General features: G+C 46.9%; 16 protein-coding genes and 1 pseudogene. 2 read left to right on the forward strand and 15 right to left on the reverse strand.

Annotated features, from left to right (window positions below; genetic code table 11):
- Genes MHB56_RS09260 through wecB form a run of 5 tightly spaced genes read right to left on the reverse strand, consistent with a single transcriptional unit; the run spans position 1 to position 4,588 of the window.
- On the reverse strand, positions 1 to 717 hold the full coding sequence (locus MHB56_RS09260; RefSeq protein WP_076130428.1) for a glycosyltransferase: 717 nt from the start codon (positions 715 to 717) through the stop codon (positions 1 to 3).
- Complete coding sequence (locus tag MHB56_RS09265) at positions 714 to 1,685, reverse strand: NAD-dependent epimerase/dehydratase family protein (protein ID WP_076195131.1); 972 nt, start codon at positions 1,683 to 1,685, stop codon at positions 714 to 716. The genes MHB56_RS09260 and MHB56_RS09265 overlap by 4 nt, the downstream gene beginning before the upstream one ends.
- Positions 1,682 to 2,521 (reverse strand): dTDP-4-dehydrorhamnose reductase family protein, encoded by an 840-nt coding sequence (locus MHB56_RS09270; protein ID WP_076195129.1) that lies wholly within the window; start codon positions 2,519 to 2,521, stop codon positions 1,682 to 1,684. Before MHB56_RS09270 ends, MHB56_RS09265 begins: the two co-directional genes overlap by 4 nt.
- Complete coding sequence (locus tag MHB56_RS09275) at positions 2,518 to 3,504, reverse strand: polysaccharide biosynthesis protein (RefSeq protein ID WP_036679704.1); 987 nt, start codon at positions 3,502 to 3,504, stop codon at positions 2,518 to 2,520. Before MHB56_RS09275 ends, MHB56_RS09270 begins: the two co-directional genes overlap by 4 nt.
- The gene (wecB, locus tag MHB56_RS09280) at positions 3,494 to 4,588 is read right to left on the reverse strand and encodes a non-hydrolyzing UDP-N-acetylglucosamine 2-epimerase (RefSeq protein WP_076103696.1); all 1,095 of its coding nucleotides are present in this window, start codon (positions 4,586 to 4,588) and stop codon (positions 3,494 to 3,496) included. The genes MHB56_RS09275 and wecB overlap by 11 nt, the downstream gene beginning before the upstream one ends.
- 225 nt (positions 4,589 to 4,813) lie before the next feature.
- Here wecB and MHB56_RS09285 point away from each other — a divergent pair, with 225 nt between their 5' ends.
- Positions 4,814 to 5,110 (forward strand): hypothetical protein, encoded by a 297-nt coding sequence (locus tag MHB56_RS09285; protein ID WP_341143510.1) that lies wholly within the window; start codon positions 4,814 to 4,816, stop codon positions 5,108 to 5,110.
- A 27-nt stretch (positions 5,111 to 5,137) separates the two neighbouring features.
- Here the strand turns inward: MHB56_RS09285 and MHB56_RS09290 are convergent, their stop codons facing one another.
- The 4 genes from MHB56_RS09290 to MHB56_RS09305 all read right to left on the reverse strand — a co-directional run bounded on the left by MHB56_RS09290 (position 5,138) and on the right by MHB56_RS09305 (position 9,276).
- Entirely contained in the window at positions 5,138 to 6,610 is a 1,473-nt protein-coding gene (locus tag MHB56_RS09290) for a glycosyltransferase (protein WP_341143511.1), read from the reverse strand.
- 171 nt (positions 6,611 to 6,781) lie between these two features.
- Complete coding sequence (locus MHB56_RS09295; protein ID WP_175619029.1) at positions 6,782 to 6,952, reverse strand: hypothetical protein; 171 nt, start codon at positions 6,950 to 6,952, stop codon at positions 6,782 to 6,784.
- A 53-nt stretch (positions 6,953 to 7,005) separates the two neighbouring features.
- Positions 7,006 to 8,121: a CgeB family protein gene (locus MHB56_RS09300; protein ID WP_076134266.1), complete on the reverse strand. Its 1,116-nt coding sequence runs from the start codon at positions 8,119 to 8,121 to the stop codon at positions 7,006 to 7,008.
- Between the two features lie 54 nt (positions 8,122 to 8,175).
- Positions 8,176 to 9,276, reverse strand: coding sequence for a CgeB family protein (locus MHB56_RS09305; RefSeq protein WP_341144365.1), 1,101 nt, complete (start codon positions 9,274 to 9,276; stop codon positions 8,176 to 8,178).
- Between the two features lie 253 nt (positions 9,277 to 9,529).
- On the opposite strand from MHB56_RS09305, the gene MHB56_RS09310 reads away from it, so the two are divergent.
- Positions 9,530 to 10,282 carry an AAA family ATPase gene (locus MHB56_RS09310; protein ID WP_076278170.1) on the forward strand — a complete coding sequence of 251 codons (753 nt, stop codon included), beginning with the start codon at positions 9,530 to 9,532 and terminating at the stop codon, positions 10,280 to 10,282.
- Between the two features lie 325 nt (positions 10,283 to 10,607).
- On the opposite strand, the gene MHB56_RS09315 is transcribed toward MHB56_RS09310, so the two are convergent.
- From MHB56_RS09315 to MHB56_RS09340, 6 genes and pseudogenes are all read right to left on the reverse strand, one after another.
- Positions 10,608 to 11,522, reverse strand: a complete 915-nt coding sequence (locus MHB56_RS09315) for a phosphotransferase (protein WP_038572780.1) — start codon at positions 11,520 to 11,522, stop codon at positions 10,608 to 10,610.
- Between the two features lie 26 nt (positions 11,523 to 11,548).
- Positions 11,549 to 12,454, reverse strand: a pseudogene (locus MHB56_RS09320) (IS1595 family transposase); the annotation flags it as partial.
- Positions 12,455 to 12,627: 173 nt separating this feature from the next.
- Positions 12,628 to 14,043: a glycan biosynthesis hexose transferase WsfD gene (gene wsfD, locus MHB56_RS09325; RefSeq protein WP_076130437.1), complete on the reverse strand. Its 1,416-nt coding sequence runs from the start codon at positions 14,041 to 14,043 to the stop codon at positions 12,628 to 12,630.
- 8 nt (positions 14,044 to 14,051) lie between these two features.
- Positions 14,052 to 15,950, reverse strand: coding sequence for an LTA synthase family protein (locus MHB56_RS09330; protein WP_341143512.1), 1,899 nt, complete (start codon positions 15,948 to 15,950; stop codon positions 14,052 to 14,054).
- Positions 15,951 to 16,156: 206 nt separating this feature from the next.
- Positions 16,157 to 17,323 (reverse strand): hypothetical protein, encoded by a 1,167-nt coding sequence (locus MHB56_RS09335; RefSeq protein WP_341143513.1) that lies wholly within the window; start codon positions 17,321 to 17,323, stop codon positions 16,157 to 16,159.
- Positions 17,323 to 17,895 (reverse strand): RNA polymerase sigma factor, encoded by a 573-nt coding sequence (locus tag MHB56_RS09340; protein ID WP_076141513.1) that lies wholly within the window; start codon positions 17,893 to 17,895, stop codon positions 17,323 to 17,325. The genes MHB56_RS09335 and MHB56_RS09340 overlap by 1 nt, the downstream gene beginning before the upstream one ends.
- Between the last annotated feature and the right edge of the window lie 55 nt (positions 17,896 to 17,950).

The following is a 17,950-nucleotide window of genomic DNA, read 5'->3' on the forward strand; positions in this document are numbered from 1 at the left end:
TCAGCCCCCCATAGAAGAAATCAAGTGCTGCAGCGAATTCTTGTAGCGGGCATTGGTCGCAGCTGCCTCTGCCATAATTACATCAAAATATTTGATCGTTCCCATGCCCTCATGCGTCCGGTAAGCTGTGAGGGATTGATTCAACATCACCGGTGGATATCCGTTCAGAATGGCGCGGAACCATAAGTCATAATCATGGGTGTAAGGAAGTGATTCATCAAAAAGTCCGATGGCTCCAAACACCTCTCGTTTAAACATCACCGTACAGCCATTAATGGGATTACCGTGTAAAAAACAACGTAAGTAATCCAAGTGACTAGGAAACAATGGCGCAGCATTCAGCTGAACCAGCTGCGATTGAGCGTTAATATAATTAAAGTTGGTATAGGAGATTAACAAGTGGTTCTGCTCCATGAACAGAACCTGATTGTTGATCTTATCCCGATAAAATAAATCATCCGAGCTAAGCCAGACCACATAGTCCCCCGTTGCATTCAATATGCCGTGATTCAGTGCGGAGGCGGTTCCCCCATTGCCTTTGCCCAAATAATGAATTCGGGAAAGATACGGTGTAATTAGATTGCTATGGGCATGCGAGCCGTCATCGACAACAATGATTTCGTAAGGTTCCCAAGACTGGGAGAACGCACTTTGCAGGGCGTGCTCAATATAAGGACAATTATAAAAAGGAATCACTACCGAAACCTTCGGTCTCATAACAACCTCCCCTCCCCGCTAACTCGGTAATAATTCAAAATATCCATTAACGATTGCTTAAGCCCAATTTCCGGAAGCCAGCCCAGTGAAGTCACATCAGCCTCAGGGGTTGATGCTTCTGAATGAACCTTCTTATCCGCTGTGGCTGCGATCTCTGAAATAGCCCGTTCAGCATCTGCAGGTCCCCAGTCCATTGGCACTGGACCTACAGAATGACTGAGCAACTGCTCCGCGATCTCCCCGAGTTCCCGCTGCTTCCCCGAATCGATGCGATAGATGGTTCCATTTGTACCTTTACGCAAAATGTAATCATAAGCTCTAACGGCATCTCTTACATCTAAAAAATCACGCAGCGCATAACGAGAAGAGAGCTTAAATGGAGGTATTTCCTCTTCTGGCTGGCCTTCACTTCGGACAATGTGCTGTGCTAATAAAGAGCAGAAGCCGGTGGAAGGACCGGGACCAATCAGATTACAGGGCTCAGCCAGCATAACCGGCTGTTTAAATAAGGTGCCCCAAGCGAGGGACACCAGCTCTTCTATTGTTTTGCTAAGACTGTACGGGTGTGGTGGCCCAGCCACCACACCCGGTTTGAACTTAAGTCTGGAGCCAGCCACTAGAATCCGACTGCTCGGCAGGCTTCGCATAGCCTCCAGTAAATATAAGGTGGCCATCACATTGGTCTCCATATAAAGCAAGGGATTAAGCCATGACTCGGGTACGGAGTTCTTCCCAGCCAAATGAAGGACAGCGTCCGGTGTAGTTTGCTTGATCATCTCAGCTACTGCTTTCCGGTCACTTAAATCACAAATATATATCTTTACTCCTTCTGGAAAAAGAGTGGAGGCAGCTGTCGATTGCGGCCGCAATACAGCGATAACCTCAGCCCCTCCTGCCGAAAATAATCGAACGGCATGTTGCCCGGTAAATCCACCGGCTCCGGTAATCAGAAGTCTTTGACCTGTCATAAATACATCTCTGACTGTTTCATCCAGTCAGCCAGTTCCTGCAGCATTAAAGGATATGAAGGCAGCGGCAAGAGGACATCCGCTCTTGTATTCACTAGTGTACGATCCTGAATATGTTCATCCTCAGGGATGATCTCCACATTTTCTTTATGAAAAGCCACCTGAATATGCTGAAGCAGCTCATATTTACTTACCGGCTCTGGATGCGCTAAATGGATTAGCCCCGATACGGGGGAATCCAGCATTACATCCACTGCTTTGGCTAATTGGAGCGTTGTGACCCCGTTCCACATCACCCGCCGGTATCCTGAAACTTTACCACTCTGCGCCAGGAACCAATCCATCAGACCAATACCGCCTGAGCGGATTTCGGGACCAATAATGGAAGTGCGAATCGTAAGATGCCCGGGTTTTTGCACCTCACCGAGACTTTTCGAAATTGCATATACAGAGGTTCCATCAGGAGCATCCTCTTCGGTGTACCCTCCGCGTGTTCCTTCGAACACGCAGTCGGTACTGATATGAATGAGCCTTGCCTGAACATCCTCCGCCTTTCGCCACAAGTGATGAGGGAGAAAGCCATTCACGTGGTAAGCCCCAATTTTGTCACGCTCCGCGAATTGATTGAGAACCCCCATTGCATTGATAATGCAATGAGGGGAAACGATATCGACCAGCTTCTCAACTCCGGCTATATCGTTCGCATCTACATACAGCCCGCCAAGATCGCTCTTATCCCGGGTTGTATGGAAGACGTGATGCTTGCCCTGGCGGCGAAAATAATCCGCCAGCATATGCCCCGCCATACCGTTTCCACCTAGGATAAGCAGCTTCATTGCAGGAACCCTCCCCGGATCAAGATGCTTTTGATCTCTTCCCGATCCATCAGATTCGTCTCTGAACTGAAGCTATTGAAAGAGACATGAGGATAAGCGCTATAATGTGCCTTTAATTCCGGCATGTTCAGCGTAGGGAGAATTACTAGATACTGTTCATCGTAGACAACGGTAGTTAAGCTTTCGAAATCGCTCATCAGAATCTCGTGGATTTTCTCCCCCGGACGAATCCCGGTCTCAACAATACTCACATTGGACTCTCCGGAAGCCTCAATCAGCACCTCAGCAAGATCGATAATTCGGCAGGTAGGCATAGTCATGACGAAGATTTCTCCACCCAAGCTAACCTCAGAAGCTTTAAATAATAACGTAATAGCATCGCGTAGGGTAAAAAAGAAGCGGGTCATTTTCATATCCGTAATGCGTACCTGACCCTTATCTTTAATCTGCTTCATGAACAAATGCACTACGCTGCCGTTCGTTCCGAGCACATTACCTCCGCGTACAGTAACGAACCGGGTGTTTGAGCCAATCAGATTGGCATAAACGAACAATTTCTCCCCGATCGCTTTGGTCATTCCATAGAAGTTGGATGGGTTCGCAGCCTTATCGGTAGAGATGTAAATTGCTTTCTCAACGCCATTTACAATGGCAGCTTCGATCACATTTTGAGTTCCCACTACATTGGTTTTGAGTGCTTCATAAGGCTGATCTTCACAGACTGGAACATGTTTGAGCGCCGCCAGATGAAAGATATAATCAACGCCACGGCAGGCTGCAATCAGCGCATCCTTGTCACGGATATCGCCAATGATAAAGCTGAGACGTTGATCTTCAAACTCCCGGCTCATCGCCACTTGAGCGGATTCACTGCGGGAGAATACGATGATTTCCTTAGGATTTTGTGGCAGAAGTTGCCTAATCAGCTCATGCCCCCAGGAACCAGTTCCGCCTGTGACCACAATCCTTTTATTATTGAACATGCAGGTTCCCTCCAAGCAAGAATTTAACTACCTTGACCGAAACATCCGGAGTCATGTATCCTTCCGGTGCCTCCCAATCCCGATTGAGCGCCGTCATCAGCTTGACGCTGCGCAGAATACTTTTCTGATCTACACCTGAGACTACATTGCTGCCACAATCCACTGTTTCTGGACGTTCCGTCGTTCTGCGAATCGTAACTGTTGGCACTTTCATCAAGCAGCATTCCTCCTGTACAGTCCCGCTGTCGGTGATGGCACATAAGGCGTGCTGTTCCAAATAGACAAAATCAAAAAATCCGAAAGGTTCATGAAATTCAACTAGTGGGTTCATTGGAAGGGAAAATTGCTCAGTAAGTTTGGAGCGAGTGCGAGGATGAATGCTGCATATTAAACGAATTCCAAAATGCTCAGCCACTGCGTTAAGACCCGACATAATTTGTACAAGGGACTCTGGATCATCTACATTCTCAGCACGGTGGGCCGTGACTAGGAAATACTGTCCTGAGGTAAGCTTCAGCTGTTCCAGAATGTCGCTAGTCTGGATTTTGTGCTCAAAATGGGTCATGACCTCATGGATCGGATTTCCTGTTAACACGATACGCCTGCTGGGGAAACCTTCGCTGATTAGATGTCTTTTGCTCTGCTGCGTATAAGGCATATTAATGGTCGAAACGGCGTCGATGACACGGCGGTTTTTCTCTTCTGGTACTTGGAGGTCATAGCAGCGGTTGCCCGCTTCCATATGCACCACCGGAATTCCCATACGTTCAGCCAAAATCGCACATAACGCGCTGTTCGTATCGCCCAGAAGCAAAACGCGATCTGGCTGTTCTTTTAGTAAAATACTTTCTAACCCTCCGAACATGGCGGCAAGCTGGCCGCCTAGTCCTGCTTGTTTATCCTGCAGCACATAATCCGGTGCCCGCAGTCCCAGCTCAGCAAAGAAAATGCCGCTGAGACTGGCGGTGAAGTTCTGGCCTGTATGCACCAGGATGTGCCGCTCAGCATGTTCGTCGAGAAGCGGAATGATTACACTGAGGCGAATGATTTCAGGCCTCGTGCCTAAAATCGTCATGATCTTCATGAGTTCACTCCCCTGCCTGTTTAATTATGGTCTGACTTGGCTCAGTCAGCGGACTGTGCTCTGGTTGCTGGATTGAGACATTGAGCGGGAAATGTACCGTTCATTTGGCTCAAGTTGCTGGAATGAGCTCATTTAGCGGGATTTATACCGCTCATTGGGCTCAAGTTGCTGGAATGAGCTCTTTTTAGCGGGATTTATACCGTTCATTTGGCTCTGGTTGCTGGATTGAGATCAATAAGCGGGAATTATACCGCTCATTGGGCTCCGGTTGCTGGAATGAGCTCATTTAGCGGGATTTATACCGCTCATTGGGCTCCGGTTGCTGGAATGAGCTCAATGAAGGGCATTTTTGCCTCTCTTTGCGCTCAGCTAGCTGAATTCGACGTATTCGAGGGCAGATATGCCTCTCTTTGCGCTCAGCTTGCCGAATTCGACGCATTCGAGGGCATATATGCCTCTCTTTGCGCTCAGCTTGCCGAATTCGACGCATTCGAGGGCATATATGCCTCTCTTTGCGCTTAGCTTGCCGCTTCGCTGCAATCGAGGCATTTACGCCGCGCGCCGCCGTCCACCGCGGCGGGCCCGGCGGCGCTTGCCCCCGGCGGTGCTGCGCCGCCGGGCAGGACCTTTACGCCGCTTGCGAGCAACGCGGCGCAAAACCAACGGGCGCCCGCTTCGCCGGCGCGCCCGGGCTTTGCCGCGCCGCTTGCGGGCGACGCGGCTTGGCAGGCCCTTGCTTCGCGGCGGCAAAGCCGGCGACGCTGCGGGTAAATCAGGCTGGACAGCAGGTGGTTCCACCACCACCACGCTGTCAGCCTCGCGCACCGCAGGTGCGCTGCAATAGCGGAGGTTCCACATCTCCGCAAGACCCTGCAGGCGGCTCCGATAAGCCGCCGGACCATAGACGGCGTCGACGCGCTCCCGCGCTTGACTGCCTAGAGTCAACGCCAATCCCGGCTGCGCCAGCATGACGTTGACTCTTTCTGCCAGCGCGGAAATGTCCGATGCTGGCACGAGATTTTCGCCGCAGCCCGCTGCGTGCAGAATTTCCCGCAAGCCCCCAGAGTCGTAAGCGATCACGGGCTTTCCAAAAGCCATTCCTTCCAAAGCAGTCATACCGAAGCCTTCGCGGATCAGACTAGGAACCACTAGCACATCCATGGCGCAATAGGCAGATGGAAGACATTCAGCATAACCAACAAATTTAAACCGGGTGTACAGTCCCTCAAGCTTCACCTTGCGGACACAGCGCTCATAGTAGCTTTTATCGCCAGCTGACCCAATGACAACAAATTTCGAGGTTGGATGAACCGCGTGCACAAGCACAGCCATTTTCACAAAATGTTCTAGACCTTTTTCTTTGTTGATAAAAGAAGAAATATAACCGATCAGCTGTTCATGCGGTTTAACCCGCAATTCCCGCCGCCGTTCGCTCCGAAGCTTGCTCCAAGCCTCAATCATCATCTCTTTATCATTCCAAGAGGGAGGCAGCTGGATCACTTTTTCCGCTCTCACGTCCTCTGGAAAGCAAGCTGCAGCTGTTTGTGAAATAGCTAGTATCTCATCACTATTCCGATGAATCAGCCCTACACTAATAGGTGTATATTCATTGTCTGTTATCGTCTCTGATATTTTCCATATCACCGGAATGCCCAGTGACTTTGCAGCCATTGCTGGCAGAGCATGCACACAGGTACTTGTAATAACAAACGCCGGGCGCAGGGAATTCAGCCAGTCTGTTAATTCGTGATACTCCCTGCTTTCCTGGAATTTCTGAGCATCTGCCTCCAACCCTGCATAAGGAGTGTACATTCCATATAAAAGAGGAATCGAAAGCAACTGTACACTTATTCCACAGCTTCGAGCCTGAGAAGTCAGCTTGCCGTCCTGAGGCGCAACGAGAATACAATTAAAGTACGGAGAAAGCTCCTGAGCGAAAAACAACAATAGCTTCTCCGCTCCCGTAATACTGCGTGTATTGGATACATGTGAAAAGAGGACGATTGTAGCTTTGTCAGCCATGGCGTTTCGGCGCTCCCTAACGAGGGGCCTGGAGCAGCCATTCACCTCCTTAAAAAATTTACAAACTTTGCGCTAAGTTCTATCCTTCGCAGTAAAACTCTCTTTGAAAATGGTCGCTCCTGTGACTCGCAACATCGCTTCCGCTTCGCTCTAGAATCTCGTCAGTCAATTTCAATTCGCTCCCGAGCTTCGCCCCTTCACTTCCACTCTGCTCTCGAATCTAGCCAGTCGCTTCCGCTCCGCTATACAAGCCCGCTCCAGACGTTGCTTCTTTTCATCAGGCCACAGGCATAAGCTGAGGTTCGGTTCTACAGTATATCGAGGAAAAACAGATGCCGGCACGACACCTGTCCCCTGGTAAGCGCACATTTCCGTTCCATTTCCGGGCATATGACCTAGCCATAAATTACTGTTAACAGCTGGTGTATACGTTTGGTGTAGGTGTGATCCTTAAGCGTCCGTTCAAAAGCGCGCAGGGCAATCGCACGGCGTTCTTCCTCATGAGTCAGGTAATAACGGATTTTATCCATCATTTCTTGAGGGCTTGCAAAAGTCTCAATTTCTTCACCAGGTTTGTAGAAAGATCCCATATCATCTCTGGCATCCACTAATTGCAGCGTACCCGTAGCCGCGATTTCAAAAGTACGCGGATTAGGAGATACCGCCGGAATCGAAAGCGTATTGTTGTTCACTACTTCATCAATGTGCGAGCGATGGAGGTTAATGACGATTTTGGATCCGCTGTAAGCTACCGCTGTTTCCTGTGGTGACATCCACTTGCCAATCTCAATTCGATCTCCATAGAGTGCCGCCTCAGGCAGACGGTCCCACCAGATGCCGTTAATCACCGTGTTATAGTTCATCAAATCCGGAAGAATCTCACGGAAGAAATTAACCCGGTTCCAATAGGCAGAGCCAATAAAACTAACTTCGCGATTCAATGGTGAACGTGTTGTAGTTGGACGGTAATGCTCGCGGTGAGCGGCAAAAGGAAGATAATGAACTTCAGGGCAGCCAAGTCCCTTATAAAAATCAATACAATTACGCTCAAGCGTGAACACAAAATCGTAATGCGCCACAATTTTAACTGTAAAATCAGTGTAATAAGGATCATCTGTAAGCCAAATGGCTGTCTTAATTCCGCTAGCCCGAAGAACGGAGATCTGCTCAAGCGGTAAATCCATACCATCCAGCACAAGTACCAGATCCGGTCTTTGAGCGGCGGCTAACTCCACTAAGTTTTGACGCACATCTGTTATCGTGACTTGTGTGGTTAATTTTTGCAGCGCGTAGAGGACTGCATCGTCTAATGGAGAGTAGGGATATCCTTTACCAGAAGCCACATACATTACATGAATATTCCGTACAGGAAATACTTCTTCTGGCCGACCATCTAAAATCGCAAGCCGTCCCCGTAAATATCCCTCATCATATCCGCCCTTAAAACCACTCAGACGACCACGAAGCTTTTCTTCCTCTGGAGGTGTCAGTGGTAGCGGTGGTGCAGGCATAATAAATTCATTGTTGTTCATCATCATCCTCGCTCCTTTATCCCGTTATAGATTTCATACACTTGAAGCAATCACATTCAGCAAATGAGGCAAACGCGCAGTGAATGTATGGTTGCGCATGGTTGTCTGTAGTCCCCGTAAAGCGTAAATTCGGCGCTCTTTTTCATGCTTCAGATAGTACTCAATCTTCTCCTGCAATTCCTTAGCAGAGCCAAATGTATCCAAGTCATAACCTAGCCGATAATAATTGCCCAGATCCTCACGAACATCCGTAAGCTGCATAGTACCGCAGGCACTGATCTCATAAGTACGTGGGTTGATAGAGCGTGATGGTAAACGGAAGCTATTCCGGTTATCCTGCCCCTCCTCCCACGGACGGTGAATATTAATGACTAGCTTTGCACCACTGTAATAGTTCGCAGTTTCCTCAGGCGGGATAAAGCCATTGCTAATAAAAGGGGCAAGCTGGTCATAAGTCGCAAGCCGTTCCCAGAAGCCACCAGCGATCAGCACCTTCTTATCCTTTAGATAGGGGGCAAGTTCATCAAACAGCGCTGTCCGATTATGAAATGCATTGCCAATAAACACAATGTCGTACTTATACTGCGGTGCCGTACGGCGCGGATAGAACATCTTTGGATTGACGCAAAGCGGTAAATAATGAACGGATGGAACTCCAAAGGATTGATAAAACTCCACACAACCGAGCTCATGCGTAAAGACGTGATCATAATGCCGGCAAATCACTGAAGTATCCTCTGTAAAATAAGGATCATCCACAAACCAGATCGCAGTCCGAATGCCCAGCTTTCTGATTTCTGTAATCTGTTCTAAATGATTTTCCGGAAAAACATGCAGTCCATTCATAACCAGCACTGCCCCGGGCATCTCCCGAGCTGCGGTCTCCAGCATAGTTTCTGGAGTGCTTATCACAAGCTCACTTACAAGCTGCTGAAGCGCCTCAATTACCCCAGTATCGATTGCATGGAACCCTTGAGGAACATACATTAGCTTAAATGGCCGACAGGCTTCGACCTCTACAGTACTCCGACGCTGCACAGCCTCACACATGCCAAGACGATATCCTTCGTGATAACCGTCGCGATAATCTCGCGGACGCTTGTGTTTTCTCCTTTTCGCTTTCACGGCCTTCACCCTGCCCCGTTGTATTCTCAAGACAGTATAACTATATGCGGAGTCAGCACTCGCCTCATGGACATCTGTCATTACTAAAACTAAATTGGCAGATGTACCCTGTCTTTTGCCCGGCTTGCCCGAACCCCACCAGATTTCATCCACTCGCTGGATGCTGTTATACTATAAAGGTCTAGCTAGAGGCACTAAACTTGTCATCTCTGTCCAATCTGTCCGAAGATGATTACTTTTTGAAATTCACAAGGGGGGAACTATGAATAACACCACGTTGTATTTGCGACACGCGGAGCTGCTGCGTGATCTGGTGCCATCCTTTCAAACCTATCCATTTCATCTGCCTGCTGTTCGAACGCTGGATCGCCTGACTTTTCAAAAACCAGTGACCTTTCTTGTTGGAGAGAACGGCACGGGCAAATCAACCTTGTTAGAGGGAATTGCTGCTGCTTGGGGCTTTAACCCTGAGGGTGGAACGCTAAACTTTTCTTTTAACACTCGTTCCTCGCATTCGAATCTTTATGAGTATTTTCGAATTGCTAGAGGGGTTAGACGGCCGAAGGACGGCTTTTTTCTGCGTGCGGAGAGTTACTATAATGTGGCTTCTTATATTGATGAGTTGGATGAACAACCCGGTGGCCCACCGATCAAAGACTCCTACGGAGGCAAATCTCTGCATGAGCAGTCCCACGGAGAGTCTTTTTTAGCTACATTCGTTCACCGTTTCGGCGGCCGCGGCCTTTATATCCTCGACGAGCCTGAAGCAGCGCTTTCCCCCTTACGTCAAATGTCTCTGCTGGTGCGTATGCATGAGCTGGTCGGACAGGATTCACAGTTCATTATCGCAACTCATTCCCCCATTCTGATGTCCTATCCCGGTGCTGAAATTTTTCTCTTGGAGGGGGAGGGAGTACGGTCCGTCGCCTTGGAGGAAACCGAACATTATACCGTGACCAAAGCGTTTATGAACGATCGTCAAGGGATGTTGCGTGAGTTATTTGAAGATGAATAAGCATACACGACTTCGACGTCCCTTTAAGGACGGTAAGCGTTTAAGCGAGAAATATAAGGATAATTTACAACATGGAACATATAAATTCTTATATTATAGGCTATGTTAAATTCTAATGTTGATATTTGACCATAAGAAAACCGCCTTCGTTGAAAAGGCGGTTTATTGCTATCGTGTCCCGTTAGCGCAACGACTTACTCTGTTGAATTTCGTGTTCCTCAACATAAAGCGGCATCAGAGAAGGCGGATCGTACCTTATCACGGCCTTTAAACGACAAAATGGTGCCGATAGCCATAGCCCCATAGCCGCAACGAAATAATAAGCCTAATCCGACAGTGCCCGCATGATGTTGGATTTCGCCTCTGCCGCAATTGCTTCATTCCCGTCATCGACCGCTTGCATTAAGATCAGTATGGGGATGTATACCGCGATTAGCCGCGCCAGCAGCTTCGTTTCCTCGTCCGCTCCTCCGTACGTTTCGAAAAACACGCCGCGAGCGTAAGGTGGTAAAAAGCTATAAGCAACGCTCAAATCGCAAGCCGGATGGCCTACGCTCAGATCGCCCCAATCAATGATGCCGGAAACGATCCCGTTCTCATTCACAAGCATATTTTTGAAATGAAGATCGCCATGTAGCAGTGCATTCACCGCCTCGACACGGTCCTTTTGCAGCCTGCTAATATACGCTTCAATCACACCGGACTCCTCCGGCGACAAGTGTTCAACCACCTTCGATAGAAAGCCCTCCAATTTCACTTTGCGCGATGCTATGTCCGTCAAGTTTCGATGATCTTGCTGAACTCCGCACTTCAGCGCCGCCTGCACCGGAAACTCATGCAATCTCCGCAAAAATTTCGCCAGCGTCTCTGCCGATAAAGCCCGGCGTTCTTCCGTCAAACCGATTGGGAAATCTCCTAGCACGTAGGCATAGCCAAGAAATGGTGCCGGGTATTCGTCACTTGCTTCGCCATAAAACAACGGTTTCGGATAGGGGATGGTTATATATGCCTCCAGCTTTGGCAGCAGCTTCCCTTCCATACGAATCGAGCCAACTGCAATCGTTCTTCTTGGAAACCGGAACACGTACTCGTCACCGATGAGAAAAACCGTATTGTCCCAGCCCCAGCCCAATCGCTTCACTTGCTTCGATGACAGCTGAGGGAATTGTCTGCCGATCAGCGTCCGCGCCTGCTCTTCGTTAACCTCCCACTCCGCATCCCATACATTCGTTCCTCCCATGAATTGTCTGCCTCCTCGTTCCTTACGTTATTTAGATGTTTACATTCCCTAAAAGTGAAGCGATCCATCCATTTCTTCAAGCGGCTGTGGTAGCTGTTTACGTTTTGGATATGGTACACGCCTTTCACACGTTGTTTTCCGTCGGACTTGAATCGGTAATGAGTCATGCCTTTTGAATTCGCATAGGAGCTAAATGCCCTCCATGAATCAGTGCATAACACGTTTGAGTCAGATAGATGACCACCAATCGCTTCGTCTAATTTTGTAATCCGAATACGTCCACGCCCAAGTACGCCAGAGTAAGTCATTTTCTGACGGTCACGGGCAACCAGCACGCACACTAGATCGTGGCTTATACCACGATATTTCGCTTTGCCGCCACGTTTACGTGGCTTGCGTTCGGTAATATTCCGCTTGCCCTTTTCCGAGTAAAGAAAGTAGGTCTCGTCCATTTCACCAATATCTTGAAATGCTTCGGTTGGAATCTGCTTCAGAGCGGAAAGAATCTTATGCCGCTAGTAAAACAAGGTGACATGCGTGACTTCATCGTTTAACTGATCTGCACATTTTCTCAGAGAAAAGCCCTCAATCATGCATTCGATATAACGAACCCACATATGAGGTCGCCTCATTCGTTGCAGAGGGGTGTTCGTAAGGTCATTGAATGTTTGGCGACAGGACTTACAACGGTAACGTTGACGTTTAACCTCTCCAGTGCGTGTTCTTACAGCCTACTTTCCAAATCGAACAACAGAATGGTTTTTGCAATGCGGGCAAACAAGTCCATATTTATGCTTCTGCTCTTGAATTTTATTAATCGCTCGAACCGGAAGTGCCACTCCCTTGGTTCGGGACTGCAAAAAGTAGATAAGTTCTCGCTTACCATTATCGTCCAACGTATCAGCAAGCTTTTTCAGTTCCTTTAAATCCATGGGCAAATCATCTCCGAACAGTTATATCGCCCTTATTATAGAACATTCGTTCGTAATTATCAAATATCAACAACAAAGTTTAACATAGCCATATTTTAAAAAAAACAGCAGGTCTCCAAATCGGAAACTTGCTGTTTGCTTTGTGTTATTTTGTGTTTGATAGGTGCTTGAAATTAGCGTCTCGCAATCCCCGTCAGCTTGTGTACAATCCATCCAAACATGACTACAACCATCATATCGAAGCACACATTAAACAAGAATAAATGCTTACCGATGTCAGCCCTTCCGTCCCCAAGAATCGGAACCAAGAAGGAGAAAATCCCTATTAGCCCTAGCAGCATCAGCAGCTCGCCGGCAACTTTGCCACGAATATCCCTGCTGCGGAAATACTGGAACAAAGCTCCCGCAAAATACACCAGATAGAATATGGAGAGAAATCCGAGCGTGTGCGGAATATGTTTGTTTTTGAATTGGCTCCATGCACTGTAAGTATAGGATAATGCACCTGCTGGTTTATTCTCGCTTTTCTCATAGTTTCCTAGATAATACGGGCGAATCGCCATGCTGTTACTCGCAGCATATTTCATATTATCTATCAACCGGTCCGGATGCTTCAGATAGAAGAACAATACATCTTTATGAGATACACGGTCATAGAAGTCCGGAACCAGCGAAGGATCATCCTGCTTAATCACTGTATCGGTCTGAAAATAATTTGTACCCGCCAGTACCTCCAGCCGCTCCGGCAATCCGAGATCCTGCAAGTCTCCCTTCACATCCGGCGATTCGTTTAAGATCCCAAAAAACACCGTTTGATACAGATTAATATGCTTCAGATCTTTTGGCGCTGCCACATACAAAACGATGGATACAAGAAAGATGGCAATCGAAAAACGTAACGCCAGCTTCCTCCATTTGCCCTCTCCGTCAAGCATCATAAACCGCAAGAAAATCAGAGCAAAGGCAATCCCAATGGGTGCATTCTGGATTTTGGAGGTGACCAGAAACAGAATTGCGATAAAAAACAAAGTTAATCCTTTAGTGGTTGGCTTCTCTTGGCTGGTTAATCTTAATCCTAATGCAAATGTCAGCAGCATAAACACCATCGACACTGGTTCTCCAAACAAGGAGTTGAAATAGGCCACATACCCGATATCGTAAAACACAAATAAGATAGCTGCTCCCAACAGCAGCCCTGTAACATAAGAGCCACGAGCATTATACTTCACCAGCAGCCAAGTTGCCGCCAGTAAAAGAAGCCCATAAACTGCACCCAGCAAACGAACATCAAAAAAGCTGCCATGGATGAGCCCGCCGATCAATCTCGGCACAAGTACTATTAAAATCTGTGAGGAAGGATAAAAACCTCTAAATAAATTTTCATAAGCAAAACTGGAATGACTAAAATTGAAAAACTGGTCGGCATACGATGCTCCAGTGTCATAGTAGTTCAGACCGATGGTATTCATCATACGCAAAAAATCTCCGTTATCGGCAACACCAATAAAAGGCCCTACGAATAGCAAATAAATAATGATACCGCAGCCGGCAAGGCCTACGAGATACTCCGGTTTCCAGAACTTTTTCATGATTCCCCCTATCTCTGTGGTAACAGCTTCACATATTCGTCGGACAAATTCATTAGCTTCAAAATATACTCATAATCAGTCTGATATTTTGTGAAATCCGATACTGGCTTAAGCGTATCCAGCGACACAGCTTTACCATCAGCAAAATCTTTACCAGGCACATAGAGAATATCATCATTAAAGAAAGAACCAGAAGGCAAATAATACCGCATTCCTAACACATTACGATCAATGTTCAAGAGATCATGACCAAATGCTGTATAACCTTCTTCTTTTAAAGAAACCCCCAATAGGTTAGCTATCGTAGGAAGAATATCCAACTGTCCACCTGTTCTCTCTACTACCTTCCCTTGCTCCATTCCTGGTACATGTACAATCAATGGAATATTAAAGCGACTGATCCGGGAATCGTATGGAATCCCCAACGCACTTTCTACTTGCTCCGGTGGCACATCCTGCGGCTGCAAGCCAAAATGATCGCCATACATCACCAGCACAGTGTTATCCCACATTCCATTTTTCTTCAAACCCTCTATTAAAGTTCCAATGGCATAATCAGTATAGTTAATAGCAGTCAAATAATCGCCAAGCATCGTGTTTTTTAACTCATCAGGCACTGAGATCTTCTTAAAAGAGTCCGGAATTTGGAAGGGATGATGGCTGGACGCCGTCACCATTTGTGCGTAGAAAGGAGTTTCTTTCTTCTGCAGCTCTGCCAATTTCTCGACACCCGTAATATAAAGCTGTTCATCGGAAGCACCAAACGCATTAAAATGATCATTGGTAAAATAATCTTTATCATAATAGCCGTTAAATCCAAGTGCAGGATATAGCTCATTCCGATTCCAAAAGCCCACTTGATTCACGTGAAAGGTGTACGCCTCATATCCTTTATCTCTCAGCAGACGTGGTAGGCTCGGCAGTTCTCTGTCCCCGAATCCAGTGGACATTGCCAAGGTCCCGATTGGATAAATCGACGTGTTGCTCATAAATTCAGCGTCAGAAGTATTGCCCGGACCAATCTGCTGGTAGACATGGGGGAAGTAAAATCCCTCATCTGCCAACTTGTTCAACACTGGAGTCAGCTCTTGACCCTTCAGGGATTGATGCAGCGGGAAGTTTTGGAAAGCTTCCATTTGGATGACAATTACATTTTTGCCCTTTTGCGAGCCGAAATACTCAGGTGCTGTGCCCGCGGCCTTACTACTATAAGGATAGGAAGCTTGTAGCTCATCAATCTTCGTGATTGTATCCTTAATATCTCCGGTTCCAATGAGATTGTTATCTTCCTTGACCTTAATTGCGGCAACGACCTCATAATTCAGGAATCCGGCACTTTCTGCCTGCACAAGCTCATTTGTAATTCCCCGCGCAGAATTGACAGAATTGGCCGATAAAGCAAAACCTCCAAGAATAGCCACCAGAATCACCATCATATGTGCCAATCGTGTGTTCCGGGAGCTGAATCGCTCACGCTCACGCGGATAGGCTTTTCCATGCTTCCATCTGCGGATCAAGACATAGATTGCCATGATCACAAAATCAGCGAAAAATAAATAATCAATAGTCTGTATCGTTGATTCTACGCTTGCCTTCACTTGAAACACCTGATTCAGTTCATATAAAGCCAGATACGTAGGAACAGAACCAAAGTGATTGAAATATACACTGGCTGCGAACAGCAGCAGCGATAATATCCCGTTAAATGTCCAATAGACGGCTGTTCTCACCCGCGAAGGAGTAATGACCGTCAGTATCCCCATGATGAAGAGGACTGGAGCAACATCTGCTGCAATCCATTCCCAAGCAATTCTATCAAAGAACAGCACTCTCAGCAGGAGCAGCTTCAACCATAGCAGCAGGACAACAATATAGAACTGAGCTCGATTCGGCCCGTGCTTTTTCACGTTTTAATCCCCTCTTACCTTTTCATTTGTTCTGATTATGAACTCTATTCATCTTTTCTGTAAAATATCAGATTGTTCTAGTATAACAATACTTACTTTTTTTATCAAAAATGTGCACCATTCGCTCCCACTACAAACAGGGAAATCCCGCACCTTTTCGGCTGTGGAACCTCCCTATTTAAGCCTATTATGTTATGCCTTTCAATCTAAGACTGGCTTGCTGGCAAATCCTCTTTTACCTTCCAGATCGTTAAATCACTATCATAATATACAGTGATCTCAGGACTGCCAAGCTTATGAAAGGTGAGATTCCCGGGCTCCTGATCTCTTTTAAGCAAGCTATATTCGCCCACATCAGCAACGCTAAATATCTTAGTCAGCAGAGGTGCTGCCTTCTCACGTAGGCGATCCCCATCAATTAGAGACAACTCCCGGTCTAATACCGTTAGTTGTTTGGGATCTGTTTTATCACTAGCACGAGGATTTGTATCACTAATCTGCTCAACCCTTCTAGTAACAGTATCGAACGTAACCGAAACCTTTGATCCGTATTGCAGCGTAAGCGTATCCTGATCCTTGTCCATAGCCCGAAATACTAAACTAAGCTCTTCATCACCTCCGTTACCTCTCAACACCTTCAATGCCTCTTCCCCAGCTTGACGCATCTCTTCTGAAACCGTCGAGGCCTCAAGCGTGGCTGATGCGTAATCGAATTCACCATTTACAAATCCGATACGCCATTTCTCCGCCCTAAAGTTATTCTCAATTTTCACGCCAGAATGTTGTGTAACATCATATTCAACGTATCTGAGCACTTCATAAGCTGAATCATTCGCATAACCCAGTTTGCCCTTGATCTCTTCCGCACGGGTATTCATTTCAGCGTCGATCTCCGCAGCTGTCAGAATCCTACTCATCTTCGTTTGCACCAGTTCTCCTGTCTCATAATTGATCCAGATATATGCGGAGTCCTCACCTTTCTGGTAAGAGTAAAATATCTGCTGTTGCTCCTTAAGCCATTCCCGGTGATCTAGCGGATAAGTCTTTCCAAGTAAACTCTGCATCACCTGATCTGCGTTCCGCTGTAGCTCAGCCTCCGTGAAATGCGACGAAACCTCAGTTTGCGCAGGGTTGCTTGATTCATTACCGAGGAACCTTCCGTTCAGAAAGAATACACCTAAGCCCAACAATACAATAAAACTCGCCACAGCCAACAATTGCACAGGCAGTCTTTTTCCTGAGTAAGATTTCGCTCCCTGTTGATCTTCTTGAATTCGGCGAATGACGTTGTCTGCATGCCTCATAGTAAACTTTTCATTTCCAAAAGGTCCTTTTCGGGCCTGAGCATACCATTCCGGTTTATGATCCTCCATCATTCTACCCCCTTTAATTTGTTCTGAATTTTTTGCCGCGCTCGGTGCAATCTTGATTTTACCGTTCCGTGACTCAAGTTCATCAGTTCAGCTATTTCTTTTATAGAGAGTTCATATTTCAAATCCAGGACCAATATTTCGCGCAGCTTTGGAGACAATGCCATAATTAGATCCCATATCTCACCAATGGACTGATTACCCAAATACTCCATCTCCGCAGATCGGGCTACGCCAATAGGTTCGATAGTTTTTTCCCGCTGCTCCACATCAACCGTGGACAATGGCTGTACACCACCCCATAAGCCCGAACGAAAAAAGCGCGATTTCCGGTGCGAAAAAACAGTATTCCTGGCAATCGTAAGCAACCATGCTTTAAATGAAGAATTCCCCCGGTACGTTCCAATCCGGTAATAACATTTAATAAATACTTCTTGAGCCAGATCATCGGCTTGTTCAGAATTTTTGGTAAGATAATAGATATAATTCCATATATCCTCTCCGTAACGGCTCATGATTTCTCTTAGTTGCTGTTCATTCATCGTCTCGCTATGCTGAAGACCTTCCAGTTCCAATTAGCTTCACCTCACTTAATACGACCTCATAAAAGGCACTTTAGTTCCCTTATGT

Source organism: Paenibacillus sp. FSL H8-0315 (assembly GCF_038005365.1).
GTDB lineage: Bacteria > Bacillota > Bacilli > Paenibacillales > Paenibacillaceae > Paenibacillus_AQ > Paenibacillus_AQ odorifer.

Coding starts and splice junctions, on each gene's coding strand:
- MHB56_RS09260 (WP_076130428.1), bottom strand. CDS start 717: ATGAGACCGAAGGTTTCGGTAGTGATTCCTTTTTATAATTGTCCTTAT.
- MHB56_RS09300 (WP_076134266.1), bottom strand. CDS start 8,121: ATGCCTGCACCACCGCTACCACTGACACCTCCAGAGGAAGAAAAGCTT.
- MHB56_RS09265 (WP_076195131.1), bottom strand. CDS start 1,685: ATGACAGGTCAAAGACTTCTGATTACCGGAGCCGGTGGATTTACCGGG.
- wecB (WP_076103696.1), bottom strand. CDS start 4,588: ATGAAGATCATGACGATTTTAGGCACGAGGCCTGAAATCATTCGCCTC.
- MHB56_RS09335 (WP_341143513.1), bottom strand. CDS start 17,323: ATGGAGGATCATAAACCGGAATGGTATGCTCAGGCCCGAAAAGGACCT.
- MHB56_RS09275 (WP_036679704.1), bottom strand. CDS start 3,504: ATGTTCAATAATAAAAGGATTGTGGTCACAGGCGGAACTGGTTCCTGG.
- MHB56_RS09290 (WP_341143511.1), bottom strand. CDS start 6,610: ATGGCTGACAAAGCTACAATCGTCCTCTTTTCACATGTATCCAATACA.
- MHB56_RS09270 (WP_076195129.1), bottom strand. CDS start 2,521: ATGAAGCTGCTTATCCTAGGTGGAAACGGTATGGCGGGGCATATGCTG.
- MHB56_RS09315 (WP_038572780.1), bottom strand. CDS start 11,522: ATGGGAGGAACGAATGTATGGGATGCGGAGTGGGAGGTTAACGAAGAG.
- MHB56_RS09310 (WP_076278170.1), top strand. CDS start 9,530: ATGAATAACACCACGTTGTATTTGCGACACGCGGAGCTGCTGCGTGAT.
- wsfD (WP_076130437.1), bottom strand. CDS start 14,043: ATGAAAAAGTTCTGGAAACCGGAGTATCTCGTAGGCCTTGCCGGCTGC.